This window comes from Granulicella sp. L46 (assembly GCF_009765785.1).
GTDB lineage: Bacteria > Acidobacteriota > Terriglobia > Terriglobales > Acidobacteriaceae > Granulicella.
Map to the genome: position 1 here is coordinate 198,465 of NZ_LMUT01000007.1, position 26,983 is coordinate 225,447.

Genomic DNA, 26,983 nt, shown 5'->3' on the forward strand with positions numbered 1-26,983 from the left:
ATTTATCTTCCCGTGCCTGTAGAACTCAGCTGCAGCGTGACCAACTCAGGTCGTTGAATCTTGCTAGGACCAAGCACCGCAACCTTGGGAAGAGGTCCGCGGACCATTGCAACTTCATCACAGGCATAAAGTCTCGGACAGGTCTGGCAATCTTTATAGATTTTATCTGGCATTGCATCGCGTTCAGCGACGCGAAAACCGAAGTGCTCAAAGAAGTCGGGGATTCTTGTAAACAAACATACAGAGAGGACCGCGTGCTGTTCGGCTTCTTCGACGAGGGCTTTGAGGAGCAATCCTCCGGCACCCTGTCCCTTTGCTTCGGGCTTCATGACAATGGATCGGACTTCAGCTAGATGGGGACCGTACAGGTGAAGCGCACCGCACCCCAGGAACTCGCCTTCGCTGGTTTCAGCGACAGTGAAGTCGCGAATATTCTCGCAAATTTCAGCATAGCTGCGTTGCAAAAGCGTGCCATCTCCGGATAGCGAATTCACGAGATCAAAGATGTTACGAGCATCCTGAAGGCGAGCCTTATGTATGCGGATTTCAGGCATGAGGGGCCTCCGCAACGGATGTTCTGCCAGGATGAGTGCGCTTCTTCGCGCGTTCGCCTGCACGTAGGAGAGCTTGCTGGACCTGAGCGGTTGCCGTTCCTCCGATGACATTGTGGCAATCGATCGTAGCCTGCAATGCAATTGCATGGCGGAAGTCCGGTCCGAACTCTGGGCTGAATGATTCAAGATCGTCCTGCGAAAGCTCATCGAGCTCGACGCCCTTTTCAAGGGCAAAGCGAACTGCGTTTCCGACGATCTCGTGTGCCTTTCGGAATGGAACACCTTTGTGCGTGAGATAAGTTGCAGCGGCCATTGCGTTTAGATAGCCAGACGTTGCCGCAAGTTTCATCGTGTCAAGGCGGAACCTCAATGCTTTTGTGAAGGATGGCAACACACTGAGTATTCCGGCGATCGTATCTGCTGCGTCGAAGACCGGCTCCTGGCCTTCTTGAAGGTCCTTGTTATAAGCCAGGGGCAAGCCTTTAACAATTATGGTGAGCGTAGTCGCTGCACCGGCCAGGCGTCCACATTTGCCGCGAAGAAGCTCGGTCAAGTCAGGATTCTTCTTCTGCGGCATGGCGCTTGAACCGGTAGAGAACCGCTCCGGTAGATCAATAAAGCCAAATTCAGCGGTGGAATAGAGCGTGAGTTCCTCGGCAAAACGCGAAATGTGCAAACCCAAAATGCATAGACACTGAGTGAACTCGATTGCAAAGTCGCGGTCGCTCGTCGCATCCATACTATTGGGAGTGGGCGCTTCGAACTTTAGCGCTGCGGCCGCGATATTGCGGTCGAGAGTGAGCGTAGCGCCAGCTACCGCTCCCGAGCCGAGGGGGCAGAAGTTCATGCGTGCGCGGGCATCCAACAGGCGGGAGTGGTCTCGTTCCGCCATGCTGACATACGCAAGCAGCCAGTGGGCAATCAGTACCGGCTCTGCGCGTTGAAGGTGCGTATAGCTGGGCATTACAGCAGTTCCTGCCGATTCGGCGAGGGAAATCAGTGCGTCGATCCAACGCTCCAGACCTCGAAGCGTTGAATCGATACTTTCGCGTACGAACAGCCGCATGTCCGTTGCGATCTGTTCGTTCCGGCTGCGGCCAGTGTGTAGCTTGAGAGCCAACGTTCCAAGCTCTTTGGTTAGCTCGAGCTCAACAAAATGGTGAATGTCCTCCGCTTGCGGGGCGGACGCGACGATGGCCGCACCAATCTGCTCGTCGGAGGTTTCGTAATCGATCTGGCCACTGGTGGCAGAGATTCTGTTAGACCAGTTGATTGCCCGCTCGCCGACACGGGTCAGGCCCGCGAGTGTTCTGTCTAATTCGTCCGGCGTAAGGATGCCAGCTGCTGCAATCGTCTGCGCGTGCGCTTTGCTCGCAGCAACTTCCTGCGGCAGAAGCCGCCAGTCAAAAGGAAAGCTGCGCTGCCATTGTTCAAAGGTGCGGTCGAGTGGCTCGCGAAAACGCCCTGACCACATCTTGATGGGATCATTGGACATTGTCTGAAGCGTACCTCGTTGTAGTCACGAAACGTTTGCGGCGGATTGCCCGGGTATCGAATTTACCAAGCCCACTATGCATCGCAGTTACTCCTTATTTCTTCCGCTGCTGAGTTGTGGCATTTCAGAAACATTGTTCAGTGTGAGTAGCCCACTTTTGGCATAAGTCATCAACTTCGCGCGGGTGTCGGTGATATCAAGGTTGCGCATGGTGAGTTGGCCGATGCGGTCGCGAGGGCTGAACGCGGAATCTGTCTTCTCCATGCTAAGGCGCTCCGGCGAGAAAGTGAGATTTGGCGACTCGGTGTTGAGAATGGAATAGTCGTTGCCGCGCCGCAGTTCCAAAGTGACCGAGCCGGTGACGGGCTTGGCGACCCAACGCTGGGCGGCTTCGCGGAGCATGATGGCCTGAGGGTCAAACCATCGGCCCTGATAGAGGAGTCGGCCGAGTTTGCGACCGCTCTCGCGGTATTGCTCGATGGTGTCCTCATTGTGGATACCGGTGATGAGGCGTTCGTAAGCGATGAAAAGAAGCGCGAGCCCCGGGGACTCATAAATCCCGCGGCTCTTGGCTTCAATGATGCGGTTTTCAATTTGATCACTCATGCCAAGCCCGTGGCGACCACCGATGGCATTGGCTTCGAGCAGCAGTGCAACAGGGTCTGCATAATCGGTCTCGTTGAGTGAGACAGGGAAGCCCTCCTCAAATCGGACGGTGACCTGTTCGCGTTTGATCTCAACGTCGTCTCGCCAGAAAGCCGAACCCATGATGGGTTCGATGATCTTCATGCTGGTCGTGAGGTGTTCGAGGTCTTTGGCTTCGTGGGTTGCGCCGAGAATGTTTGAGTCAGTTGAGTATGCCTTCTCGGAGGACATCTTGTAGGAGAATCCAGACTTCTGCATGAAGTCCGACATCTCGGCGCGGCCGCCTAGCTCTTCGATGAAAGCAGCATCCAGCCACGGCTTATAAACTTTGAGATTCGGATTCACGAGCAGGCCGTAACGGTAGAAGCGCTCTATATCATTCCCCTTGAAGGTGGATCCGTCGCCCCAGATGTTGACGTCATCTTCCTTCATGGCGGTAACGAGCATGGTGCCGGTGACTGCGCGGCCTATGGGAGTGGTATTAAAGTACGTAACTCCGGCAGTGGTGATGTGAAATGCACCGGACTGGAGAGCGGCTATTCCTTCGCGAACCAACTGCTGCCGGCAGTCGATGAGCCGCGCCTTTTCGGCACCATACTCGAGGGCCTTGCGGGGAATCTCGTCGTAGTCGGTTTCATCCGGCTGGCCGAGGTTGGCTGTATATGCGAAAGGCACAGCTCCTTTCTGCTTCATCCAGTGAAGTGCGGCGCTGGTATCCAGGCCGCCAGAGAAAGCAATGCCAACCTTTTGGCCGATCGGTAGTTTTTCTAAGATTACGGACATAAAGATATTTTCCTGAAGCGTTATCGCTTGGTGCGAGCCTGTAGGCCGGCGCGGTTTCGGTTGCTGGGGATTCGCTTAGCCCCACCAAGCAACATAAGAGTGATCGCCTTTTGTGCATGCATGCGGTTCTCCGCCTGGTCGAAGACGACGGACTGAGGTCCATCGAGCACAGCGTCGGTGACTTCTGCACCGCGGTGAGCCGGAAGGCAATGCATGAAGACCGCCGACTCTTGTGCGCGTGACATCATCTCGTCGTTCACTTGGAAGGGCTTGAAGATCGGCGCCCGCCGCGCTGCTTCATGTTCCTGGCCCATACTTGTGCAGACGTCGGTATAGATAGCGTCTGCCTCGATGGCCGCCTTCAACGGATCGTGAGTGAGTGTTAGAGAGCCGCCGGTGTTCTCGGCAATCTCGATCGCCTTATGAACAATTTCGAGCTTAGGTTCGAACCCCTTGGGCGTTGCGACCGTACAGTGCACGCCAAGTAGAGCAGCCGTGAGCATCAGCGAGTGGCAGACGTTATTGCCGTCTCCAACGTAGGTGAACTTCAGGCCTTCGAGTGAGCCAAATCGTTCTTCGAGAGTCATGAAGTCAGCGATGGCCTGGCATGGATGTTCGAGATCGGAAAGCGCGTTGATCACAGGAACCTTCGCGTTTGCCGCCATCTCCGTGATCGTGTCATGCGCATAGGTGCGTAAAACAATCACTTGCATCCACCGTTCCAGATTACGCGCCACGTCCGGAATCGATTCGCGCTCGCCCAGTGGAGACTTCGTCTGATCCACAAATAGCGCATTCCCGCCGGAAGTGTTCATTGCCGTCTCGAACGTGAGACGTGTGCGCAACGAGTCCTTCTCGAAAATCAAAACCATCTGCCTCGCGTCGAGGGCATGACGGAAGTCCTCGGGTTGCGCCTTGACCGCGTGTGACAACTCCATGATTGCGGCCATCTCCGAGACGGAGAGGTCAGCGATAGAGCAGAGATCACGGCCAACCAGGCTCTTCGCAGTTTCATTGAACGCAGTATCGGATTGAATGCCGAGAGTGGAAGCGGGACGGGCGCCCTTGGGCGGATTCATCACGATAGTTTTACTCTCTCTTATGTCGTTCATGCGGTTATCCATTGATAGGTTCTCCTGCTAGTACCCTGCCATCGGATGGTTTTGCAGGGGTGTGGATCGCAAGCAATTCGTCCAGGGCACCTATCGCCTGATCAACATGATCACGTGTGATTAGGAATGGTGGTAAAAAACGCAGCACAGTCTCATGCGTTCTGTTCAGTAAAATGCCTTGATTCATCATGCCTGCCAGGATTGCTTTCGCAAGGATGTCTGAATCCAGTTCGACTCCGATCATCAAGCCGAAGCCGCGCACGTCGACGATCAAGGAATGCCTTGCTTGCAAATCGCGGAGACGGCTGACGAAGTATTCCCCGGTGGATGCATTCCGATCAAGCAACATCGAGTGTTTGATTTCGTCAATTACGGCAATCGCCACGGCGCAGGCCAAAGGATTGCCGCCAAAGGTCGTGCCATGCATACCTGGAGTGAATGCGCGTGCGGCCTCTTCGGTGCAGAGCATCGCTCCAATGGGAATGCCTCCAGCCAGCGGTTTGGCGAGGGTGGTTACATCCGGTTGAATCCCATAGTGCTGGTAGGCGCACCACTTACCCGTCCTTCCCATGCCGCTCTGTATTTCGTCCAGTAGCAGCAAAGCGCCGGTCGAGTCGCACAATGCCCGGGCGGCCGCGAGAAACTCTTGCGAGACCGGGTTGATACCCCCTTCGCCTTGGATTGTCTCGATCGCAATGGCACACACGTCGTTCGAAAACGCAGCTTTCAGTGCTGATACGTCATCGAACGGAACGAACTCAACATCTGGCATGACCGGAGCAAACGGTTCGCGATATTTCAGCTTGTGCGTCGTCGCCACGGATCCCATGGTGCGGCCATGAAAGCTGTGCTCGAGCGCGAGGAATTTCGTTCCGAGAGGCTTGCCTTCGGAACTCAAAAGGCCTGCATGTGCGCGCGCGAGCTTGAGCGCAGCTTCCCACGCTTCCGTACCGCTATTGCATAGAAAAACCCGATCCAGACCAGTAATTTCCGTAAGACGCATCGCTAGTTCAGCGGTGCCTTGATGAAAGAACAGATTGGAAGTATGTAGAAGTTTCTGACTTTGTTCGGCGATGGCATTAGTGATGACCGGATGGTTATAACCGAGTGCGCAGACACCTATACCGCTGAGGAGATCAAGATAATCATTGCCGTCTTCATCGCGCAGATACACGCCTTCGCCTGAAACAAAAAGCAATGGATTGCGTTCGTAGGTCTGAACCAGCAGCTTGGCTTCTGCAGTTTGAAGATCCTTTAGGCTGCTCTCAAGATTCGATATCATGCGACCATCACCTCCGTACCGTCATTAACGCGTGAACTAATCAGATCTGGAAGGACGGAAGCAGACTCCGCGGGAAGGATGCGAACACGCTTGACACCATGGATCAAAGCTTCCTTGCACGCGTTGAGCTTGGGCAGCATCCCACCCGAGACGACAGCTTGCGCTTCGAGTTCCGGGATCTGCTTGAGCGAGAGCCAGCGCATCACGTTACCATCTGCTCCTTTGACTCCCGGGACGTCCGTAAGAAAGACGAGAGCATCCGCCTTCGTCGCCACTGCGCATGCAGAAGCCATTTCATCCGCGTTGATGTTGTAGTATTCGCCGTCAAAACCAAGTGCGATGGAAGAAATCACCGGAATAGCTCCCATCGTCCAGATAGCATCCAGCCATTTAGTGTCCGTTGCGGCAATCTCACCGACATATCCAAGGTCAGGCGTCGTTTTCTTCTTCCGCGCGCGAAATACGTGGCCATCGCCCCCCGTAAGTCCCATCGCTGCCTGACCGCACTTGTCGAGTGCTGCCACGAGAGACTTGTTCACGCGGCCTCCCAAAACCATGAGAGCGGCATCACGCGTCTCGGCGTCCGTAACGCGGAGCCCTGCAACGAACTCGCTCGTCTTACCCATCTGCGCAAGCACCCGGGTGAGTTGAACTCCGCCGCCATGAACCAGAGCAACTTTGTGGCCGTCCTTGGCTAGTTCGGCAATGGCCCGAGCACAACGGTGCAGCAACTCTGGGTTTTCCAGGGCCGCCCCGCCGAGCTTTACTACAAACTTCATAGGAGACCCTCCGCCTCATGCCATCCAGCCATAAGATTCATATTCTGCACCGCCTGAGAGGCTGCGCCCTTCAATAGATTGTCAAGACATGAGATCAAGACCAGCCTTTTGCCGTCAGGAGCGAGTTGGAAACCAACATCACAGAAATTCGTCCGCACAACATACTGAATCTGAGGAAGTTGCGGTGAACGCCGGACCCTGACGAGTGGAGCGTCAAAATAAAACTGGTCAAAAACAGATTGGACCTCCGCGCGATCAGAATGCTTATTCAGCCGCACATAGATTGTTGACAGAATCCCCCTGGGAATGGGTAGCAGGTGCGGAGTGAACTGGATCTGATCTTCCGCGAGGTTGAGTTGCTCAAGCAGTTCGCCGGTATGACGGTGGCCGAACACAGCATATGCAGAGAGATTGTCCGCGGCATGCATGAAACTGTTCGTCGGAACCAATGCTTTACCGGCGCCACTGACCCCAGACTTTGCATCGCAGATAATCCCATGGTCGAGATCGATTAAGTTGGCGCGCACGAGAGGGGCCAGCGCAAGGATGATGGAAGTGGAATAACAACCTGGGTTTGCGACCAACCGTGCCGCTTTAATAGCGGGTCCGTGAAGCTCGGGAGATCCGTACACGGCTTCAGCCTGTAACTCGGCGGTCACGGCCGGATCCGCATCCTCAAGCTTGTAGACGGCACGGAGTGTGTCCGAGTGAAGACGCCATGCTCCACTAAGGTCGATGACTCGCATCCCGTGACCAATCGCATCGGGTACCCAGGCGCGAGATTGCTCGTGGGGTGTCGCGAGAAAAAGGATGTCGATCGATTCTCTCTCCAACTGTTTCCAATCAAAAGCCGACACGCGCAACTCGTCCGCGAAGGGAAGCCCGGAAAGCTCGGGGTGAAGTTGGGTTAAGGCAGCTGGATGCGCATCAGGCTCGCCCATACGCCCGAGAAAGACCGGTGGAGTACTTATCAGCTGTGGATGACGCAGCAGTAAGCGTGCGAGCTCGCCGCCAGCGTACCCACTGACGCCCACCACTGCGGTGCGGAGTAAACGGTTCACGGAGTTAGGCAATGTAGGCCTCGATTCGGCTCCTCAGCACCTCTGCTCTACGATTGTCCGGACAGATGATCAATACCGTGTTATCGCCGGCAATGGTGCCAACAACCTCTTCCCAATCCTCGGAATCAATGCTTGCAGCCACCGGCTGGGCGCCTCCCATCGTGGTTAGGACGATGAGCAGGTTCTGCGCCTGACGCACTTCGAGCCCGAAGTCTTGCAGCACACTGGCGATCTCCGGAAGATCGTCCTCTCCGTCCTGAACAACGGGCAGAGCATAACCCGTTGGGCCCTTCATTAGTTTCAATTCACGGATGTCGCGAGAAAGGGTCGCCTGCGTGACGTGGATACCGCGGCCGGCTAGCTTGCGCCGTAGTTCATCCTGATTGGTGACGGTCGTCTTCACCAGGAGTTCTCGAATCGCACTATGCCGCTGACTTTTCATACAGTCCAATTCACTTGAAGACCGCTACGCCACTCGTATACCGCGTCCTGAAAGCACGAAAAAACGTGACGCACGGAGCGTCACGCCCTTCGCATAAAAATCCATAAATCATGTATAAATATACACACATGTGCTGTCAAGGTGGAAGCGTAATCACTTTGTAGCCACAAAAGTAGTGTACAGGTCGCCGGTGGCAATTCGCCTGTTTGTGGGCTATGTCCGTGCGGAAATGGAAGTATATTGAACTATGGGTGTGTCTGAAGTAGAACGTCGGAAGTGCGAAGACCTGAAACCCGAGCCGCAGGGCGCGTCGGCGCGGGTTGGGAGCTCGCAGATCGAATCCCCCGCTTCGTTGATTGATCCTCGTTTTGATCACGATTCGTGCGGTGTTGGTTTTGTAGCGTCTGCGTTAGGGAAATCAGATCACCAAATTCTTCAACATGCTCTGACCGCGCTATCGCGCCTTGAGCATCGCGGCGCTGTAGCTGCGGACGGTGCAAGCAGCGACGGTATTGGGCTGATGACCGCAGTCCCGCGCCAGCTTCTCTTGGCCGATACAGGGGTGGAACTTGGCGCTCAGGAGAAGCTCGGCGTCGGCATGGCCTTCTGGCCCCATGCTGAGACGCGAGCAGAAGGTGTGCTCGAACAATGCCTCCTATCGCAACAACTGAGAGTGCTCGTCTGGCGCGACGTCCCGACGCGGCCTGAGATTCTTGGAGAAATCGCCCTCAGTACGATGCCGAGCATTCGACAAGTTCTGATTGCAGATAATGCTCCCGAGGATCCCGATTCGATGGAACGCCGTCTCTATCTCGCGCGCAAGCAGTTCGAGCGCGCCGTTGAGTTGGGCGAAGTCACGGGATACATCTGCTCACTTTCTAATTCCACTCTGGTGTATAAGGCCATGTGCCTGGGGCGGTTGCTTCCCGAGTTCTATCCGGATCTGGCGTCTCCTTCGTATACGACGCACTTTGCTGTCTTTCATCAACGTTATGCGACCAACACGCTGCCGGCGTGGCATCGTGCGCAGCCGGGCCGCAAACTGGGGCACAACGGGGAGATTAATACCGTATGGGGAAACCGTTCGCGCATGGCAGCGAGGGATTCCACCCTGCCCGTTGAGTGCAAACCGGTCCTAACTAAAGATGGCACGGATTCAACGAGCCTCGATGAGACCGTCGAGTTGATTAGCCAGAATGGCCGCACCATATCTGAAGCTGTTCGAATGCTCTTGCCGCCGGCGATGGTTAGTCGTCCGAGCCCGTTTCTGCAATACCACGCGGGTTGTAGTGAGCCTTGGGATGGTCCGGCTGCCATTGCCTACAGTGACGGGGTTGTCGTGGGCGCCGCCTTAGATCGAAATGGCCTGAGGCCTTGTCGCTATGCGATTACCAGTGATGGCCTGGTGGTGGCTGGCAGCGAAGCCGGATTGGTTGACCTTGATCCGGCGACGGTGATTGAGAGTGGACGATTGGGCCCCGGTCAGATGATCGGCGTCGACACCGAAGAGCACAAGATCTACCACAACGAAGAGATGCTGGATGCATTCGACGCGAAGGCTACGTATGCGTCGCTAGTCGAGGAGACGCCGCTCCTGCCAATCGCCGAGCCGGAAAAGAGCTTCGATCTCGCCTCTCAGCAACGAGGGTTCGGGTATACCAAAGAAGATGTGAAGATGATTCTGCAGCCGATGGCCGCAGGTGGCAAAGACCCTGTTTGGTCGATGGGCGATGATACTCCGCTGGCATTTCTCGCCCGGAGTCCGCGGCCGATGTACTCCTTCTTTAGGCAGCGCTTTGCACAGGTCACCAATCCCGCGATCGATCCACTCCGCGAGGCAATCGTGGTTTCCATGGATACTCGCCTGGGCCCATGGGCACACATCCTGGAGAAAAACGAGCCGCTTCCCGGAATCTCTCTCCGATCCCCGTTTCTTTCTTTAGGCCAGGTAGCAGCGCTGCGCGCCGGCTTGTATCCGCATTGTGAGCTACTCCGACTCGAGAAGCTTTCGTGCTTGTTTTCTCCGGAACGAACGCTGGAACAGGCTATCGATGATCTTTGCGGCCGCGCGGTGGAGATGGTGCGGACTGGGGTTCGGCTTCTACTGCTGACTGACCGTGACGCGAACGCGACGGCGATTCCTATTCCAATGGCGATGGCTACAGGAGCCGTGCATCAGGGACTCGTTGCGGCGGGTTTGCGGACGCTGTGTGGAATCGCGGTCGAGGCAGGTGATTGCCGGGACATTCATCACGCTGCCGTTTTGATTGGCTATGGTGCGGGTGCTGTATGTCCGTGGCTGGCTCTGGAGACTGCCAGGTCATTGCAACCGGAAGGCATCGACGGCGAGAAGATGATGCTGAAGGCCCTGGATGGTGGCTTGGCGAAGGTGATGTCGAAGATGGGGATTTCGGTAGTCGACAGCTATCGTGGCGCACATCTCTTCGATCTGCTGGGTCTCCACTCGAGTGTTGTTGACCGATGTTTCCCGAATACCCCAGCTCCGCTTTCAGGTATTGGCTTTGCGGAGCTCGACCGTCGCTTGCGTCTTACCTGGCAGCCCGCAGCCGAGGGAGTAGCGGAGAATGCTGACCTTCCCGACTTTGGGTGGGTCCGATTTCGCAAGGCAGATACCGCAGAGCCGCACATGTGGCAACCGCCAACGGTAAAGGCATTACAAACGGTAGTTGGCAGCGCGCGCGGAGTTGCCGCAAGTGCGGACCCCACGGCCGCATTTGCGATCTTCAGTCGCAATATCGATGCGGGCGAAGCCGTGACGTTGCGTGACCTGCTGGAGGTGAGGCCTGCGGGACCAGAGCTGGCGTTGGACGAAGTCGAACTTGCAGACAGTCTGTGCAAGCGTTTTGTATCGAGCGCAATGTCGCTGGGATCGATCAGTCCTGAGGCTCACCAGACCATTACTCAAGCGATGAACTCGCTGGGTGCGCGCTCGAACACGGGCGAAGGCGGCGAGGATCCGGATGTCTATCGTCCTATGCCGGTGTCTTCGCCTATTGACCTTGGTGATGGAGGGGCGTTCGCGGCTCGGTCGAGCAGTCAAGGAGGTGCGGCTGCAGTTGCGGAATTGGTTTCGGCGCCTGCAGTGCATAGCTCATTCAATAACAAGATCAAGCAGATCGCCTCGGGCCGCTTTGGTGTGACCGCGGAGTACCTGGCCCACGCGGAAGAGATAGAGATCAAGGTCGCGCAAGGAGCCAAACCGGGCGAGGGCGGCCAATTGCCCGGACATAAAGTCTCTGGGCTTATTGCCAAGCTGCGTCATGCGCAGCCCGGTGTGTCGCTGATATCGCCGCCTCCGCACCATGATATTTACTCCATTGAAGATCTTGCGCAGCTGATTTATGACCTGAAGCGTGTGAACCCTCGCGCAGCGGTTGGCGTGAAACTGGTCTCAGGTTGTGGGGTTGGAACGGTGGCCGCTGGAGTTGCGAAGGCCTATGCGGACTTCATCGTGATCGCAGGGAACACGGGCGGAACGGGTGCTGCGGCGCTTTCGAGCATCAAGTACACCGGCAATCCATGGGAGCTGGGACTGTCAGAAGCGCAACAGCAGTTGCGTAGCACAGGCATGCGTGAACGCGTTCGATTGAGAACGGATGGTGGAATTGCGACGGCGCGTGATGTGCTTGTCGCAGCCTTGTTGGGTGCGGATGAATATGCATTCGGTACTTCGGTTCTGGTTGCCCTCGGTTGCGATATGGCTAGGCAGTGTCATCTCAATACCTGTCCGACAGGCATTGCCACGCAGCGGCCTGAATTGCGTGCCAAATTCCGCGGGAAGTCTGAGCACGTCGTCATGTTCTTCCGCCAGCTTTCCGCAGATCTTCGTCGGCTGCTGGCGAAGTTCGGTCTGCCTAGCCTTGAGGCCGCGATCGGGCGGGTCGACCTGCTGGAGCAAGTGCGCTTCGATGGCAACCTTGACCTTACGCCAATTCTTTCAGACGCAGGCCATGGACCGACACGATGGATGGGATCTCGTAATCAGCGGCCCGGTGAAGATCATCCTTTGGATGATCCGTGGACTGAGCCCGCGCTGGCTGCGGCTGCCAAGGGTGAGGCCTTTTCGGTTCACAGCAAAATCTGCAATGAGCATCGCTCGGTAGGTGCGAGACTTTCTGGCGAATTATCACTGCTGCGCGCCAAGGGGCAACTGGACGAAGTGGATGTGACCTACGACCTGGTCGGGACTGCCGGTCAATCCTTTGGGGCGTTCGCAGGCAAGGGAATGAAGTTGATTCTCACTGGGCAGGCGAACGACTTTGTCGGTAAGGGATTGTCAGGCGCGGACCTCATTCTGCGCGCCGTCGGGAGTGCCGCTGAACATAGTGAAGAGCACGTCTTGTTGGGGAACGTTGCGCTTTACGGTGCGATCTCAGGACGTTTGTTTGCGGCTGGTCGCGCCGGCGAGCGATTCGCGGTGCGTAACTCCGGAGTGACCGCAGTGATTGAAGGTGTTGGCGATCATGCTTGCGAGTACATGACTGGTGGACTCGTGGCTATTCTCGGGCCTGTTGGCATCAACTTCGGCGCGGGCATGACCGGCGGATTGGCTTGGGTGTACGACGCGCAGCAGACGATGATTCCGGAAGTCCGGTATCACAATGACTTCCTCGAAGCCCAGACGTTTGCTGAGACTACGGCCGAGCAACAGGCTGGCCTGCGAGCGCTGGTCGAGGAACATGTGAGCGTTGCGCACAGTAAGCTGGGCGAACGACTGCTGGCCAATTGGCCGAAGGCTTCGGCTAACTTCATCCTGTTTACGCCAAAACCGCAAGCATAGAAGCGATCGTCAGGTCGTGAGGGTCAGCCGCGCTCGAGCGGCTGACCTTTTCTCTGCACTTCGCTACCATGGAGTCATGTCTGATACCAAGCAAGGCTTTGCCACTCGCGCCATCCACGATGGTCAGGAAGCTGATCCGCTCACCGGCGCGGTCAATGTACCCATCTATCTCACCTCAACGTACAAGCAGGAGGCGATTGGGAAGAACAAGGGTCACGAGTACGCGCGATTGACCAATCCGACCCGCGACGCGCTTGAAGAGAACTTGTGCTCGCTCGAGGGAGGGACGTCCGCGCACTGCTTTGGGTCGGGAATGGCCGCTATCACGGCGCTTTGCACCATGATGAAGTCAGGCGATCACGTCGTATGTTCAGACAATGTGTATGGCGGAACATCGCGGCTGTTCGACAAGGTGCTTGTCCACTATGGGCTGAGCTTCACCTATGTCGATACGACCGATGCCAATGCGGTTGCCGCGGCCATTCGACCGGAAACCAAGCTGGTTCATATCGAGACTCCTACGAATCCGATGATGGCAGTCACGGACATTCGCGCAGTGGCCGATGTGTGTCATGCGAAGGGCGTGGAACTTAGCGTCGACAACACGTTTCTATCTCCTTATTTGCAGCGTCCGATTGAGCTGGGCGCGGACATTGTGATGCATTCGACGACCAAGTTCTTGAATGGGCATTCTGATGGCTTGGGAGGCGTTCTGGTGGGCACGAAGCCCGGACATGCTGAGACCTTTCGGTTTGTGCAGAAGTGTACTGGTGGAATTCTTTCTCCGTTCGATAGCTATCTGCTGTTGCGCGGTGTGAAGACGCTTGCGGTGCGGATGGAACAGCATGATGCGAATGGTCGCGTTGTGGCGGAGTATTTGGCGAGGAAGTTGGGTACAGGCAAGGTGTTTTATCCGGGCCTTGAGACGCATCCGCAGCACGAACTGGCGAAGCGGCAGCAGCGCGGATTTGGGTCGATGATCTCGTTCGAGCTTGGATCGCTGGAGGCGGCGAACCGGTTTGCGACGGGATTGAAGCTTTGTTACCTGGCTGAGTCGTTGGGCGGCGTTGAGACGTTGATCTGTCATCCGGCGACGATGACGCATGCTGCGGTTGGTGCTGAGGGACGCGCGAAGCTCGGGATTACCGACGGATTGATGCGAATCTCGGTGGGAATTGAGGATGTCGCGGATATTGTCGCGGATCTCGAGCAGGCAATGACCAGATAGCGGCGTTTCCCGATTTGGAACGGATATCGCACGTTACACAACTAATACCGTTCATCGCACGCTTGAGTGAAACAATCAGAGCATGAGCGAGAACTGCGCGATCATTCAGGGCGGCATGGGTGTTGGTGTATCGGGTTGGAAGCTTGCACAAGCTGTATCAAGGGCTGGGCAACTGGGCGTTGTGTCGGGGACGGCGCTGGACCAAGTGCTGGCTCGGCGGCTGCAGGATGGTGATCCGGATGGAGCGATGCGCCGAGGTTTGGAGGCGTTCCCGTTTCGGGCGATGGCAGAGCGGGTTCGTGAACGGTACTTCCTTGCTGGTGGTAAGGCTGAGAGTGCCCCTTATCGTGCGGTGCCTGTGCTGGCGAAGGATATGTCTCGCGAACTGGCTGAACTGTGTATCGTAAGCAACTTCGTCGAGGTGTTTCTGGCCCGCGAGGGTCATGGGAATCCGGTGGGCATCAACTACCTGGAAAAGATCCAGGCGGCTATTTTGCCGTGTATGTATGGCGCGATGCTCGCGGGGGTGGAATACGTCATCATGGGTGCGGGGATCCCGCTCAAGATGCCTGGCGTTCTGGATCACTATGCTGAGCATAAGGCTGCGGAATATCCGATGCATGTGACGGGCTCGGTTGAGGGCGACGACACGACCATGCGGTTTGATCCGGCCCAATTCATGGAATGTGAGCTGGCTCCGCTGCATCGGCCGAAGTTTCTGGCGATTGTTTCTTCAAACACGCTGGCGTTGACGATGGTGAAGAAAGCCAACGGGCGCGTGGATGGATTGGTGATCGAGACGCGGATCGCTGGAGGGCACAATGCTCCTCCGCGTGGGAAGCTGCAGCTCAGCGAGATCGGCGAGCCGATCTATGGGGAGCGCGACGCGATCGATATTCCGAAGCTCTGCGAGTTGGGTATTCCTTTCTGGCTAGCTGGCGGATATGGGCATCCGGATAAGTTGCGCGAGGCCTTGGCGCTTGGCGCTGCGGGCGTCCAAGTAGGGACAGCCTTTGCGTTTACCGATGAGTCGGGGTTGCGGCCGGACTACAAGCGGGAGTTGTTGGAGAAGGTCATTGCAGGGACCGCGAGCGTGTTTACGGATCCGCTGGCGTCGCCGACGGGGTTTCCGTTCAAGGTCGCGCAGTTGGAGGGAACGGTTTCGGAGGACGAGGTGTACGAGGAGCGTCCCCGGATCTGCAACCTGGGATTTTTGCGCGAGGCGTATCGAACGCCTTCGGGCGAGATTGGATACCGTTGCGCTTCCGAACCCGTCACGGTGTATGTGTCCAAGGGCGGACATGCCGAGGATGCGGTTGGACGGAAGTGCATTTGCAATGGGTTGCTGGCGAACATTGGATTTCCGCAGGTGCTGAATGGGAATCGCGTGGAGCAGGGCATTGTGACTGCGGGCGACGATATCGTCACGGTTGCCCAGTTTCTGCCTGCGGGGCAGACGCATTACTCTGCGCTGGACGTGATCACGGAGTTGGAGAAAGGGTTGAGGCCAGTATCGGCTGAACGGGACGAGCGGATCGCGGTTGGTGTGTAAACACAGGAGTGGGCCTACCCCCCACCCCCGGCAAGTCATACTTTGTTGCTAAAGTATTCCATTCAGGGCGGTTAGGGAATAAAGTCTGGCAGGGTAGCTGCCGAAAGTTATCCATCCAGAGACTTTGCGGGTAAAGTAGGGCAGCCGCAGGACTTACGGCGCTTCTGGACAGACTACTTCTGTCCTGGGATGAAGAGGACTGTTTTGGCGGTTGCTCTAGTTAAATTGTAGGCCTTTGGCGGGGGTAACTATGCCAAGTGTGGGCGAGAGAAATCGTCAATGTTTATAGGGGCATTGAGAGATCCTGAGGTCGTTGGGGGGTTGACACGCGGATTATGGGCTGTTCTTGATGGATTTTTGTTACGTAAGGGGAGAAGCTCCAGGGCTAAAAGCCCTCTTTCGGTGCGGATGGGGTTCTGGGGCCTGAAGCCCTCTGCGAATCCGAAAGAGCGGCAACAACAGAGCAGAAGCAAATTCCCAAGGGGATATGACAGAAAGAAAGGCAAGAGCAACATCAGAAGCGGATCCTCCGCCTGCGGCGAAGGATGACACCCTGGCGGCTAGAGGGTGGCGAGGACGTCTTTGGGGTCGGGACGGACGCGGTGGTCAGCGTGGGCTTCGGCGAAGGTGATCCTGCCGGAGGGGGCGATGGCAAAGGTGGCGGGGATGGGCAGACGCCAGGTGTTGGGGCCTTGGTCGCCGTTGATGAAGGGGATGTTGATCATGATGGAGCGGTAGTGCTGCTGCATGGACTCGGGGACGGTGTAGGCAACGCGAAAGGCGTCGGCGAGAACGGAACCGGCGTCGGTGAGGAGAGGGAAGGTGAGGTTGTGGTGCTGGGCCGTGAAGTCGTTCTGGCGGGGGAGTTGAGGGGAGATGGCGACGAGGAGAGCGCCCTTTTCGCGGACGGCGGGGAAGGCGGCCTGCCAGGCTTCAAGCTGGGTCATGCAGTAAGGGCACCAGCGGCCGCGGAAAAAGACGACGATGAGCGGGCCGATGCCTAGCAGGTCTGTTGAGTGAACGAGGCGGGCGTTGGCGGCGGTTGCGTTGGTGAGCGAGGTGGCCGCGGCGTCGGGCAGATCGAAGGTGGGGGCGAGGGCGCCGATGGGGAGGACGCGATCTTCGATGCCGGTGAGGAAGAGGGCCTGCACCGCTTCGTCCGTGATGGCAAGACGGCTGGGCTGGACCAGGGCGCGGGTCCGGGTGGTGATGTTGTCGAGACTGGTTTGGAGGTCGGTGGTGTGCGGCATTGGTTTAAGTGTAGATGCTCGGAGCTGGGAAGGCGGCCTGATGGGAGCGAACATCGGACGGTGAGGGGCGGGGATGCGGTAGTGGTGATTGCTGTTCTCTTCATGGCGAAGAGGTAATTGTCGTGAGGTCAAGATGACTGATTTTTCAGACTATTCGGAGGTGTCGGGGAAGTACTCTTAGAAGCTGGCGTGGACGAGGCCGGGAAATGAAGTTGCATTGAGGAGGCTTGTGAAGGGTTTGGGCAAGTTGGTGGGTGTGGTTGCGGTAGGGCTGATGAGCTGCGGGATGATGTTTGCGCAGACGGGGGGCGGCGAAGTTGCGGGGTTGACGAATGCGCCGGTACCGCAGCTGGAGAGTGCGCCGGAAGTGACGCTGAAGGGGTTGCCGAAGGCGGTGGGGGTGGACCAGAAGTCGATCTGGACGAGTCCGGCACGGATTCGGAGGAAGGACTTGGTATGGCTGGCTCCGTTGGCGGCGGCGACGGGTGTGGCGATCGCGACGGACCATTACACGATGAGTTCGGTTGTGTCGCAGAATCCGAGTTTCAATGGGGACAACGTAAATGCGTCGAACGTGTTGATTGGCGGGTTCATTGCGGCGCCGGTGGCGCTGTTTGGCGTGGGGCAGTATGAGCATGATGCGAAGGCGCGGGAGACCGGGCTACTGGGCGGGGAGGCGTTGCTCGACAGCGTGGTGGTGGAGCAGGGGATGAAGCTGGTGTTCTGGAGGGAACGACCGGCGCTGCATGATGCGCGGGGATGGTTCTTTCAGGGGGACGCGGGATGGGACTCGTCGTTTCCGTCGTCGCACTCGATGCTGGCGTGGTCGTCGGCTGCTGTGATTGCGGGAGAGTATCGATCGCCGTGGGTGCAGGCGAGTGTGTACACGCTGGCTACCAGCGTGAGCTTGACGCGGGTGTTGGGACAAGAACACTTTCCGACGGACGTGCTGGTGGGTAGCTCTGTAGGCTGGTTGATTGGGCACTATGTGGTGCGGTCGCATCGTCGTCATGGGCTGGGGAGATAGGGCAGGGCGCTAGAATGAGCGCATGATCGGACGCGGGATGAACAGGCGGCAATTTGTGGCGGCGGGCGCGGCGGCAGCGCTGACGGGTCGTGGGCGAAGGATATTTGGCCAGAGTGCAGCGGCGGTGAACGCGGGGTTGATCCAGACGCCGCTGGGAGCTCTGCGGGGCCAGGTTATCGATGGCGTGCGGGTGTTTCGGGGCGTGCCGTTCGCGGAGCCTCCGGTGGGCGTGTTGCGGTTCAAACCGCCAGTGAAAGTAAAGCCCTGGGTTGAGGAGCGCGAAGCTAGCCAGTTTTCGGCAGAGGCGATGCAGGACGGCGATGGAGAGGTTCCGAAGAGCGAAGACTGTTTGTATCTGAATGTGTGGACAGTGCCCGGTGCCGAGGCGTTGCCGGTGTTTGTGTGGATTCATGGGGGCGGGTTCACGGGCGGAAGCTCGTTTGCGCCGGTCTTTGATGGAACGGAGTTTGCGAAGGCCGGTGTGGTGGTGGTGACGGTGGCGTATCGGTTAGGCGTGTTTGGGTTTCTCGACATGGGGCCGCTGCTGGGGGCGGAGTATGCGGGATCGGGAAATAATGCGGTGCGGGATTTAATTTGTGCGCTGGAGTGGGTGCGGGAGAATATTGAGGCGTTTGGAGGAGATCCGAAACGCGTAACGGTGGGGGGCGAGTCGGCGGGGGCGAAGCTGACGGATGTGCTGATGGGGGTGCCGAAGGCGCAGGGATTATTTGCGCAGATGATCTCGGAGAGCGGCGGCGCGGAGAGAGTGTGGCCGAAGGGAAATGCAGAGGCGGTGGCGCGGGGATTTGGCGAGGCGTGGGGGAGAGATGCGGAGAAGTTGAAGGTCGCGCCACCAGATGCGTTGATCAATGCGCAGGTGCGGTTTGTGGCGAGCTGGCCGCAGCATTTCCCGCTGCGGATGGAGGTGGATGGAAGCCTGATTCCGCGGCTGCCGGTGGAGACGATTGCGGGTGGAGCGCTGAGTGGGACACGGTTGCTGATCGGGACGAACCGCGATGAGAGTGCGTTGTTCGTGGGGCCGCATCCACAAAAAATCACTGCGGCGGATTTGGGGAATGTTCCGCTGGCGAAGTTTGATGAGGTGTTTGCGCGGTACGGGGCAGTGTATCCGGGGATGAGCGAGGAGCAACTGCGGATACGGGCGGTGACGGCCGAAGAATATTGGGTGCCGAGCGTGCGCTTGGTCGATGCCTACCTGAAGGGCGGAGGGACGGCGTGGATGTATCGGTTGGACTTTGCGCCTGCGAGTGGGAGATGGAAGGGCGAGGCGTATCACTCCGAAGATATTGGGCTGGTGTGGGACAAGGTGAATGAGGAGATTACGAATGTCGCGGCGGAGCGGGCGCTCGCGAAGCAGATGCATGCGGCTTGGCTGGCGTTCATCAAGGGGGAAACTCCGGGCGCCGAGGGGTTGCCGTTGTGGCCGCAGTATTCGAGTGAGACGCGCGAGACCATGGTGTTCGACAAAGTGAGTCGTGTCGAGGCGAGGCCGCAGGAGGCGGAGTTGCGGTTATGGGATGGGGTTATGGGAGAGGTGATCGTCGTAAATAATTCGTGAGCGAGAGCAAGTGGATTTGCGCGGGGCTGGGTTTGCTGGAGTAGGCGCCCGGGAGGCGCAGGGTATGCGCAAGACGATCGGTGTTCTTGTAGTGATGATGGCGATGGCCTTGGGAGGGCGCCTGGTCGGCGCGCAGGTGGTGGATCCTTCCACGGGATTCACGGTGGATGCGGCTACGGATCCGATGGATTTTTCGGCGATTATGAGTGGGCAGCCGGGGAATGTCGGGATGGAGGCGATGATGTCGGCGAATGCGCAGGCACAGGCTGCGGCCGAACAGAACATGGCGGCGATGCAGGATTCGGCGTCGGCTTCGATTGCCGGGATGAACTCTAGCGACGATACGCCGGTGGCGCCGGTGGTTCCAGCGCTGCCGGTTACGCCGGAGCCGGTAATTACGCCTGGGGGCGGGACGTTCAATGCTAGTGTGCAGGTGACGATTGCGGACAGCGATGCGTCGGCGGCTGTGTTCTATACGACGGACGGGAAGAAGCCTACGACTTCGTCCGAGCGATACGCTGGGCCGATTGCGGTAAGCGCGAAGACCAAGGTGCAGGCGCTGGCGTTCGACGTGAGTATGCAGCCGAGCGGCGTGGTTTCGAAGACGTTTAAGGTTAAGGCGGCGAAGGGGTCTTTGCAGCCGGCGGGTGCATCTTAGAGAATGTTGCAACGAAGAAGCGCCCGGGAGGCGCTGAGTATGCGCAGGATGATCTTGATGCTGACGGTTGTGGCGATGGTTGTGATGGGTGGGGGCTTGGTGCGGGCGCAGGACGCGACGATGATGGGGATACAGGCGGCGCAACAGGCGAACGACATGGCGATGCAGGCTGCGCAGACTGCGAATCAGATGGCGATGCAGGCCGCGCAACAGGCCACTCAGGATGCTATGCAGGTGAACAGCAGAATGTCTATGGCGGTGCAGCGGCCAGCGCTGCCGGTGACGCCTCGGCCTGTGATTGTGAAGTTGAAGGGTGGGATTAGCGTTATTTTGTATGATGCTGATCCTGAGGCGATTGTGTTTTATACGACCGACGGTTCGTTGCCGACGCTTCGGTCGTTGCGGTATGCGGGGCCGATCGTGGTGAGCTCGAAGGTGCGGGTTCGAGCGATGGCGTTTGACTTGGCGGATATGCCGAGTGGGGTGGTTTCGAAGACGTTTCGAGTCAAGTCCTGAGGCGCTTGGGGGCGATTTTCGTTGGATTTGGTGTCGACTTAGCCCGGTTTCGGGTAACGCGGTGACATCTTAGCCTGGTTTCGGGACGCAGAGGTGGCGAAGGAGGTGCTGTGCCTGGCATCTCAATTTTGGGATGCTATGATACTCGGGCTTTTGGAATGAGATGGCAGGCTGTCCGAGGAGAGGGCTATGAAGATGAGAGCTGGGTGGAGGGTTCTGGCGGTCGGGGTGGTGTGTGGGGCGATGGTTTGCCCGGCGATGTTGGCGGCTAAGACCAAGCTGCCGGTGCCGAGTACGTGGGAGCTGGACCAGTTGCGGTCGGACTTTGGGGGTGGGCCGAAGATGCAGTCGGACGTGTTCACGGTGAATGAGGACAAGCCGGCGATGCTGAGCGTGGACTTCGTGATGGTGGATGATTCCGGGAAGACGGTGAAGAGCTCGTGGAGCGGACCACAGAATGGCAGGATGCTGCCGCTGACGGGAAGCTCGGGGATGAGCTTTGGGATCGACAAGGACGGGAACGAGCACTGGGTGTTCGCGGATGGGGCGACGCGGGTGGGGAAGATGTCGTTGGAGAAGGATAAGAGGACAGTGCTGGTGCGGGTGTTGTACACGGGCAAGGATGGGAAGCAGTACAACCAGGTGTTGATGTACAACCGAACGGATCAGTGACGGGATAGTTATCAGTTCTTAGTTGTCAGCTGTCAGGAAGGGCAGGAACTGAGAACTGCACTAAGATATTTGGCGGAGGGAGTTATGGCTGATTCCCAGATATTGAAGCCGGCCGCGCAGATGGCGGCTACGAATACGGCCCATTTTCCTAACGAGAGTGCGGCTTATCGGGCGGCACGCAATGCGCTGCTGGCGGAAGAGATTGAATTGCGACGGCATGTGGAGCGGGTGGCTGCGCAGCGGCGAGAGCTGCCGGTGGGTGGTGAGGTTCCGCGCGACTTCGAGTTCGTGGCAGAGGCGGGGCCGGTTCGGCTTTCGGAGTTGTTCGGCGATAAAGACACGCTGATGGTTTACAGCATGATGTTTGGACCGCAGCGGAAGGCAGTGTGTCCATCGTGCACTTCGTTCCTTACTTCGTGGAATGGGACGGCGGTGAATCTGCGGGAGCGGGTGGCGATGGCGGTGACGGCGCGCTCGCCGATTGAGCGGCTGGTGGAGTTCAAGAAACAACGTGGGCTGGGGAATCTTGTGTTCGCCTCGGATGGGTCGGGCGAGTACACGCGGACGTATGTGAATGCGGAAGACGCGGACGTGCCGGGGTTCAGTGTGTTCACGCGGCGGGATGGGAAGGTGTTTCACTTCTACAGCGGGGAGTTGAGCGGGGCGATGGCGGATCCGGGGCAGGATCCGCGCGGTGCTCCGGACATGGATCCGTTGTGGCTGATGCTGGATATGGCGCCGGAAGGGCGCGGGACGGATTGGTATCCGAAGCTGGAGTACAAGCGCGGGTAGGGGCTGGGTGCGCGGTCAACTTGCCGAAAAGGTGGGTGGTTCGCGGTCATCGGAGGAGCGATGAATCAATCCGTTAATGGCTGCGTAGTCGACGAAACAACGGGCGAGCCTCTTACTTCGCCTGATGTAAGGCTTTATCGGATTGGGGTTTCTGGCGAGACCTGCACCTCGCTTGACGAGCATGGCTGTTTCTCGTTCTCGGACCTGCCTGAGGGGGAATACTCCTTAGCCTTTCAAGATAAGAACTTTGTTCCTCGGTACGAACGCCTGACTCTTGCTCAGGGTCAAATCTTGCCGTCGCTGCACATTGCCCTCAGGCCTGGGGGCGTGTTGTCCGGGAGGATTCTCGACGATAAGCAACAGCCGCCTGAGCGTTGCTGGTTCACCTTGGTTCGAGCCGGGGAAAGAAGGGGCGAGTCAGGGTACATCAGCGACTCCGGTGACCACAAAGTCTCCGACGACGGCACCTTCTGCTCACCGCCCCTCCCTCCAGCTCGATACTTTCTGCGCTTCGCCGGCATTCTTCGTAAGCCAGCAGACGCTGTACCAAACGAACCGCGTCACCTTGCCATGCAACAGCGCATCTTTGATTTTCTGTATCCCGACGCTCAGGATATCTCGGATGCGACGGGCTTCGATGTTGAACTTGGCCAGACGATCTCGGGTTTGCAACTACAGATTCCGCGTTCAATCTGGTATACGGTTCGGGGCAAAGTAACAGGGGAACTGCCAACAGGGGATCATCGAATCAATGTGATGTTCTCGCGAACAATGGGAACAATTGATGGGATCGGCGGGGGTAGCGGACCCAAGGTGGGGCAGGACGGAACCTTTGAACATCAGGTGCAGTCAGGCGATTACGCTGTCGAGGTCTGGGAGCTTGCGCCGCCGGAGCCAGACGGGCGCACGAGCGTGCTTCGGAAGTTTGCCGCCACAAACATCCGGGTAACTAATGCTGACCTTGAGGGTATAGAAATCCACATCCCCTCTTAAACCGTTGATGCGCGCTCTATTTTTGCAACGTAAGGTGCCGCGTGGTCGGGCCACTTGTCCGGCTGTCCAGAGATACGTAGCTCTTGCGATCAAAGCAGGCTCTTAAAAACGGGGGTTTCGGAACCCTCAATTCGAGTGAGGAAGGATTTACGGGCGGGGCTAAGCCAAGGCGAGATTAAGGTTGCTGATCGCTTCGTCGATCTCCTGCGTGTTCTTGAAGCCAACCGTTACTGCGTCTACGCCGGCGTTGCGAAAGGCGAACCGCATGGCTGCCTGGCGGTCCTCACGACGCGTAAACGTTCCCGCTCCTACCAGCTTCATGCTGACTACACCCATGCCCTGGCTGTGTACCTTCTTGACGTGATCGACCACCTCGGACACATCGGAGGGGTTGTTGTTGTCTGCGCCGGTGGGGCCATCCATACGGGTTCCGTTGTGGTTCATGCGGACCATCGCAACCTCGAGCCAGTCGTTGCCCGGCATCTGGCGCAACGCCGGCAAGCCATGCACTGAGGCTCCACGTGCGACGATGATCTTCTTCGACTGCGCCTCCAGGATTCCATCTTGCCAGTGCTTCGTATTGCTGACCCAGTCTGGTGTGTGCTGCCAGTGGAGCAGCATGATGTCGAAGTATTCCGTCTGCGAGGTGCGGCGCATCTGGTCGAAGCGTTTGCGCGGGTCAGCCCCTGGATCCGTGGTGACCTTGGTCATGAGCTGATATGTATCGCGCGGAAAGGGTTTGAGGGCTTCGCCGAGCATGGCGGGAGTGACGTAGGCCTCCGCGGTCTCAAAGAATCGAATGCCGCGGTCGTAGGCGTAGTGAATGAGGCGGTTGAACTCCTGCTGGCCGAGGGCGGCTTGGACGTAGCCATTGTCGGAGCCGGTGCCAAACGCGAGCCGGCTGACTTTCACGCCACACTTGCCTAGGGTCACGGTATCTGTGGCGGAACGCGGCGCTGCATGGAGAGAGGGATTGCTGACGCTGGCCATGGTTCCGGCAGCGATCGAAGTCTTCAAAAATTCGCGACGGGTAAACGGGCTCATGGGAGATCTCCGTTTCAGGCAGAAGGCGGCTGCCATTTCCAAAATGGTAGCACTCTGCTCGCGAGGTTTGTGGCAGGGCAGAGTGTTCTTTGTGGCTTTGGACGGATTGGTCCACCGTTGGAGTAGCAAGCGCATACGGCTGTTAGTTTTGCCAGTTCTTCGATGGGTCGCGATCGGGTAGGGTAGCACTGCTGAAGATCCAGCCGGAAAGTCCAATTGCAGGTAAATGCAGATGATAGGCAGCGATCCACTTCCTTCTTGGAACGAAGGTTCGACAAAGAAAAGCATCCTCGAGTTTGTTCGGGGAGTGACAACGGCTGGCGGGCCCTCCTTCGTAAAACCCGAAGAGCGGATCGCGGTCTTCGATAACGACGGGACGTTGTGGAGCGAGCAGCCATTTTATTTCCAGGTTGCATTTGTCTTCGATCGTCTGAAAGCGATGGCGCCGGAACATCCTGAGTGGAAGGACAACCCACTCTATACGGCGGTGCTGGCGGGAGATATGAAGGCTGTGGCTGCGGGAGGGGTGAAGGGTTTGCTGGAGGTGGCGATGGTTACCCACGCCGGCATGAACACAGAAGAGTTTGCGAAGATTGCTGCGGATTGGATGAAAAGCGCCAAGCATCCCAAGTTCGCTTGCTGCTATACGGATGTGATTTTCCAGCCGATGTTGGAACTGCTTGCGTACCTGCGCGCCAATCTCTTTAAGACGTTTATTGTTTCGGGCGGAGGAGTTGAATTTATCCGGGTCTTCGCCGAAAAGGTTTATGGGATTCCGCCGGAGCAGGTGATTGGCAGTTGCATCGAAACCAAGTTCGAGATTGTGGACGGCGTTCCGGTGCTGACGCGGCTGCCAGCGCTTAATTTTATGGACGATACCGTTGGGAAGCCGGTGGGGATCAACCGACATATTGGACGGCGGCCGATCGCTGCGTTTGGCAACTCTGACGGCGATCTGCAGATGCTGCAGTGGACGACTGCGGGGAAGGGATCTCGATTTGCGTTGCTGGTGCATCACACGGATGCGGTCCGCGAGTATGCCTATGATGTATCACCCTTCGGCAAGCTGGATGTGGCGTTGACGGAGGCCGCGGCGAAGGGTTGGACTGTGGTGGATATGAAGAACGACTGGAACCGGGTGTTCGCGTTCGACGCCGTGGAATAGGTAGTCGGAGCGCGTACTCCAGGTGTAGTTATTCTGGCGGCTCGGAGACGTGCGGCGGCGGGAGATCCGGGGTAGAGGTTCTGGGGCGATACGAGGAGACGAGACGCGAGATTACGACCGCGAGATAGAAGAGGCCAGTGATGTTCTCGAATGCGGCTACCAATCGAACGTAACTGTTGATCGGGAGGATGCCTCCATAGCCGACGCCACTGAGCGTGATCATGCTGAAGTACAGGAATGTGCCACTCTGGCCGAGGGCGATTGTCTGATTGAACGCGTTATGAATGAAGTGATCGAGGACCCAATAGAGCTGCGAGAAGGCGATCGCGAGGACGAGATAGCAGATGATTGCTTCTGAAATGATGCTGCCGGTTACCTTTGCGATGGAGCCAAAGCGGCGGAACAAACCCCATAGGATCGCGCAGGAGAGGGCTAATCCGGCGAGAGGCGCGAGGTGGGTGTAGCCGTGACGGGGGTCGCCGAAAGCTTCGAGAAGGCGTGCGAAGAGCCAAAGGATACCCGCTGGGAGCACAATCCTGCGGACAACTTTCAGGTCTGCCAAGTGAAGGACGCCTACGATCAATAGCAGCAGTTGGATGATTGCCGCTACGCCGCCTATGCGTCGATGGTGGTCAATCAGCGGCGAGGAAATCATCGCTGCGATGAGGGCAGCCAGCAGCAACTCGGAGCGATAGGATTCGAGCACGGCACGTGGGGTTCGCTTCATGGCTATCTACATCTTCTCCTATCGCCTGGCGGATGGGAACGTTGATGGATTCGGGGCTGGCGGGGTGACCTATGATGGCTTAGCGGGACCCCGCTGAAAGGAAGCGTTCGATTAGGTGACGGCAACTCTCTGGGCGGCGGGCGTGGTGGTGCTTCTGGATGTGTGCGTGGGCGCTCGGTATTGCGTGAAGCTGATCCGCAAGGAGGCGCATCCGCGGATTGCGACGTGGCTGATCTTTGAGCTCGGCGTGGTGATGAGTTTGGTTGCGTATTTTGCGTCGCAGGATCATAGCCTGGTGAAGGCCGCGCTAAACCTTACGGACTTCGTTGTGGTCACTGCCATTATTGCAGCGCTGTTTTTTGAGCAGCGCGGTGAGAAGATTTCGTTCACGAGGAATGAGCGGTTGTGCCTGCTGATTGCGGGCATAACAATGGTCGCTTGGATGATTACGAAGACAGCGTGGATCGGCTTTGTGGGATTCCAGGCGGTGATGACGGTGGCGTATCTGCCGACGATTGAGAGTATGTGGCAGTGGAAGCCGGGGAGATCGCCGGAGCCAGTTGAGACGTGGGGGATTAATGCTGTGGCTGCGCTGATCGGCGTCGTGCTGGATGTGACCGGCAGCCGCGATTATGTCGCGATGCTTTATCCGCTGCGGGCGTTTCTGCTTTGCGTGTTGATTGTGGTGCTGGTGGTGAGGTGGGAGAGGAAGAGTAGGGCGCTTAGGCGGTGAACCCGAAGAGGTTGAGGAGGGTTGCGGCGGCTTCGTGGGCGTTCGTGGTTTTGAAGTCGGGGGAGAGGCGGCGGGGGGGGGGTTTGGGGGCGT

The 26,983-nt window shown here is 57.8% G+C and carries 23 protein-coding genes and 1 pseudogene; 13 read left to right on the plus strand and 11 right to left on the minus strand.

Translation table 11 applies throughout. The features are described from left to right. Nucleotides 1–2 precede the first annotated feature (2 nt). From GSQ80_RS05965 to GSQ80_RS06000, 8 genes are all read right to left on the minus strand, one after another. Nucleotides 3–554 carry an N-acetyltransferase gene (locus GSQ80_RS05965; RefSeq protein WP_158786731.1) on the minus strand — a complete coding sequence of 184 codons (552 nt, stop codon included), beginning with the start codon at nt 552–554 and terminating at the stop codon, nt 3–5. Continuing rightward, nucleotides 547–2,049, minus strand: a complete 1,503-nt coding sequence (gene argH, locus GSQ80_RS05970) for an argininosuccinate lyase (protein ID WP_158786732.1) — start codon at nt 2,047–2,049, stop codon at nt 547–549. Before argH ends, GSQ80_RS05965 begins: the two co-directional genes overlap by 8 nt. Before the next feature lie 87 nt (nt 2,050–2,136). Continuing rightward, complete coding sequence (gene argG / locus GSQ80_RS05975; RefSeq protein WP_158786733.1) at nt 2,137–3,477, minus strand: argininosuccinate synthase; 1,341 nt, start codon at nt 3,475–3,477, stop codon at nt 2,137–2,139. A 20-nt stretch (nt 3,478–3,497) separates the two neighbouring features. Continuing rightward, a complete protein-coding gene (gene argF, locus GSQ80_RS05980) occupies nt 3,498–4,589 on the minus strand; it encodes an ornithine carbamoyltransferase (RefSeq protein ID WP_174241313.1) in 1,092 nt (363 codons plus the stop codon). 4 nt (nt 4,590–4,593) lie between these two features. Beyond that, complete coding sequence (locus GSQ80_RS05985) at nt 4,594–5,871, minus strand: aspartate aminotransferase family protein (protein WP_158786735.1); 1,278 nt, start codon at nt 5,869–5,871, stop codon at nt 4,594–4,596. After that, the gene (gene argB / locus GSQ80_RS05990; protein ID WP_158786736.1) at nt 5,868–6,650 is read right to left on the minus strand and encodes an acetylglutamate kinase; all 783 of its coding nucleotides are present in this window, start codon (nt 6,648–6,650) and stop codon (nt 5,868–5,870) included. Before argB ends, GSQ80_RS05985 begins: the two co-directional genes overlap by 4 nt. After that, on the minus strand, nt 6,647–7,723 hold the full coding sequence (gene argC / locus GSQ80_RS05995) for an N-acetyl-gamma-glutamyl-phosphate reductase (RefSeq protein WP_158786737.1): 1,077 nt from the start codon (nt 7,721–7,723) through the stop codon (nt 6,647–6,649). Before argC ends, argB begins: the two co-directional genes overlap by 4 nt. Next, on the minus strand, nt 7,716–8,153 hold the full coding sequence (locus GSQ80_RS06000) for an arginine repressor (protein WP_158786738.1): 438 nt from the start codon (nt 8,151–8,153) through the stop codon (nt 7,716–7,718). Before GSQ80_RS06000 ends, argC begins: the two co-directional genes overlap by 8 nt. Nucleotides 8,154–8,406: 253 nt before the next feature. Between GSQ80_RS06000 and GSQ80_RS06005 the strand changes: the two genes are divergently transcribed. The 3 genes from GSQ80_RS06005 (at nt 8,407) to GSQ80_RS06015 (ending at nt 15,734) form a co-directional block, all read left to right on the plus strand. Continuing rightward, the gene (locus GSQ80_RS06005; RefSeq protein ID WP_371315683.1) at nt 8,407–12,954 is read left to right on the plus strand and encodes a glutamate synthase-related protein; all 4,548 of its coding nucleotides are present in this window, start codon (nt 8,407–8,409) and stop codon (nt 12,952–12,954) included. 76 nt (nt 12,955–13,030) lie between these two features. Further along, nucleotides 13,031–14,182, plus strand: coding sequence for a PLP-dependent aspartate aminotransferase family protein (locus GSQ80_RS06010; protein ID WP_158786740.1), 1,152 nt, complete (start codon nt 13,031–13,033; stop codon nt 14,180–14,182). 82 nt (nt 14,183–14,264) lie between these two features. Then, nucleotides 14,265–15,734 carry a nitronate monooxygenase gene (locus tag GSQ80_RS06015; RefSeq protein ID WP_158786741.1) on the plus strand — a complete coding sequence of 490 codons (1,470 nt, stop codon included), beginning with the start codon at nt 14,265–14,267 and terminating at the stop codon, nt 15,732–15,734. 560 nt (nt 15,735–16,294) lie between these two features. Here the strand turns inward: GSQ80_RS06015 and GSQ80_RS06020 are convergent. After that, on the minus strand, nt 16,295–16,984 hold the full coding sequence (locus GSQ80_RS06020) for a peroxiredoxin-like family protein (RefSeq protein ID WP_158786742.1): 690 nt from the start codon (nt 16,982–16,984) through the stop codon (nt 16,295–16,297). Between the two features lie 229 nt (nt 16,985–17,213). On the opposite strand from GSQ80_RS06020, the gene GSQ80_RS06025 reads away from it, so the two are divergent. From GSQ80_RS06025 to GSQ80_RS23255, 8 genes and pseudogenes are all read left to right on the plus strand, one after another. Continuing rightward, entirely contained in the window at nt 17,214–18,011 is a 798-nt protein-coding gene (locus GSQ80_RS06025; protein WP_158786743.1) for a phosphatase PAP2 family protein, read from the plus strand. Between the two features lie 37 nt (nt 18,012–18,048). Further along, nucleotides 18,049–19,590 carry a carboxylesterase/lipase family protein gene (locus GSQ80_RS06030; RefSeq protein WP_158786862.1) on the plus strand — a complete coding sequence of 514 codons (1,542 nt, stop codon included), beginning with the start codon at nt 18,049–18,051 and terminating at the stop codon, nt 19,588–19,590. Between the two features lie 64 nt (nt 19,591–19,654). Beyond that, nucleotides 19,655–20,248, plus strand: a complete 594-nt coding sequence (locus GSQ80_RS06035) for a chitobiase/beta-hexosaminidase C-terminal domain-containing protein (RefSeq protein WP_158786744.1) — start codon at nt 19,655–19,657, stop codon at nt 20,246–20,248. Between the two features lie 39 nt (nt 20,249–20,287). Beyond that, nucleotides 20,288–20,764, plus strand: coding sequence for a chitobiase/beta-hexosaminidase C-terminal domain-containing protein (locus GSQ80_RS06040; RefSeq protein ID WP_158786745.1), 477 nt, complete (start codon nt 20,288–20,290; stop codon nt 20,762–20,764). Between the two features lie 189 nt (nt 20,765–20,953). After that, nucleotides 20,954–21,436: a hypothetical protein gene (locus tag GSQ80_RS06045; RefSeq protein WP_158786746.1), complete on the plus strand. Its 483-nt coding sequence runs from the start codon at nt 20,954–20,956 to the stop codon at nt 21,434–21,436. Between the two features lie 84 nt (nt 21,437–21,520). Then, a complete protein-coding gene (locus GSQ80_RS06050; RefSeq protein ID WP_158786747.1) occupies nt 21,521–22,228 on the plus strand; it encodes a DUF899 family protein in 708 nt (235 codons plus the stop codon). A 60-nt stretch (nt 22,229–22,288) separates the two neighbouring features. Continuing rightward, nucleotides 22,289–22,531, plus strand: a pseudogene (locus GSQ80_RS23830) (carboxypeptidase-like regulatory domain-containing protein); the annotation flags it as partial. A gap of 267 nt (nt 22,532–22,798) precedes the next feature. Further along, nucleotides 22,799–23,221 (plus strand): hypothetical protein, encoded by a 423-nt coding sequence (locus GSQ80_RS23255; protein ID WP_254059466.1) that lies wholly within the window; start codon nt 22,799–22,801, stop codon nt 23,219–23,221. 159 nt (nt 23,222–23,380) lie between these two features. On the opposite strand, the gene GSQ80_RS06060 is transcribed toward GSQ80_RS23255, so the two are convergent. After that, nucleotides 23,381–24,265 carry an aldo/keto reductase gene (locus tag GSQ80_RS06060; protein WP_158786749.1) on the minus strand — a complete coding sequence of 295 codons (885 nt, stop codon included), beginning with the start codon at nt 24,263–24,265 and terminating at the stop codon, nt 23,381–23,383. Nucleotides 24,266–24,572: 307 nt separating this feature from the next. Here GSQ80_RS06060 and GSQ80_RS06065 point away from each other — a divergent pair, with 307 nt between their 5' ends. After that, entirely contained in the window at nt 24,573–25,430 is an 858-nt protein-coding gene (locus GSQ80_RS06065) for an HAD family phosphatase (protein WP_254059467.1), read from the plus strand. A 28-nt stretch (nt 25,431–25,458) separates the two neighbouring features. Here the strand turns inward: GSQ80_RS06065 and GSQ80_RS06070 are convergent, their stop codons facing one another. Beyond that, nucleotides 25,459–26,157 carry a potassium channel family protein gene (locus tag GSQ80_RS06070; RefSeq protein WP_158786751.1) on the minus strand — a complete coding sequence of 233 codons (699 nt, stop codon included), beginning with the start codon at nt 26,155–26,157 and terminating at the stop codon, nt 25,459–25,461. A gap of 115 nt (nt 26,158–26,272) precedes the next feature. Between GSQ80_RS06070 and GSQ80_RS06075 the strand changes: the two genes are divergently transcribed. Next, nucleotides 26,273–26,890, plus strand: coding sequence for a hypothetical protein (locus GSQ80_RS06075; RefSeq protein ID WP_158786752.1), 618 nt, complete (start codon nt 26,273–26,275; stop codon nt 26,888–26,890). Nucleotides 26,891–26,983 lie beyond the last annotated feature (93 nt).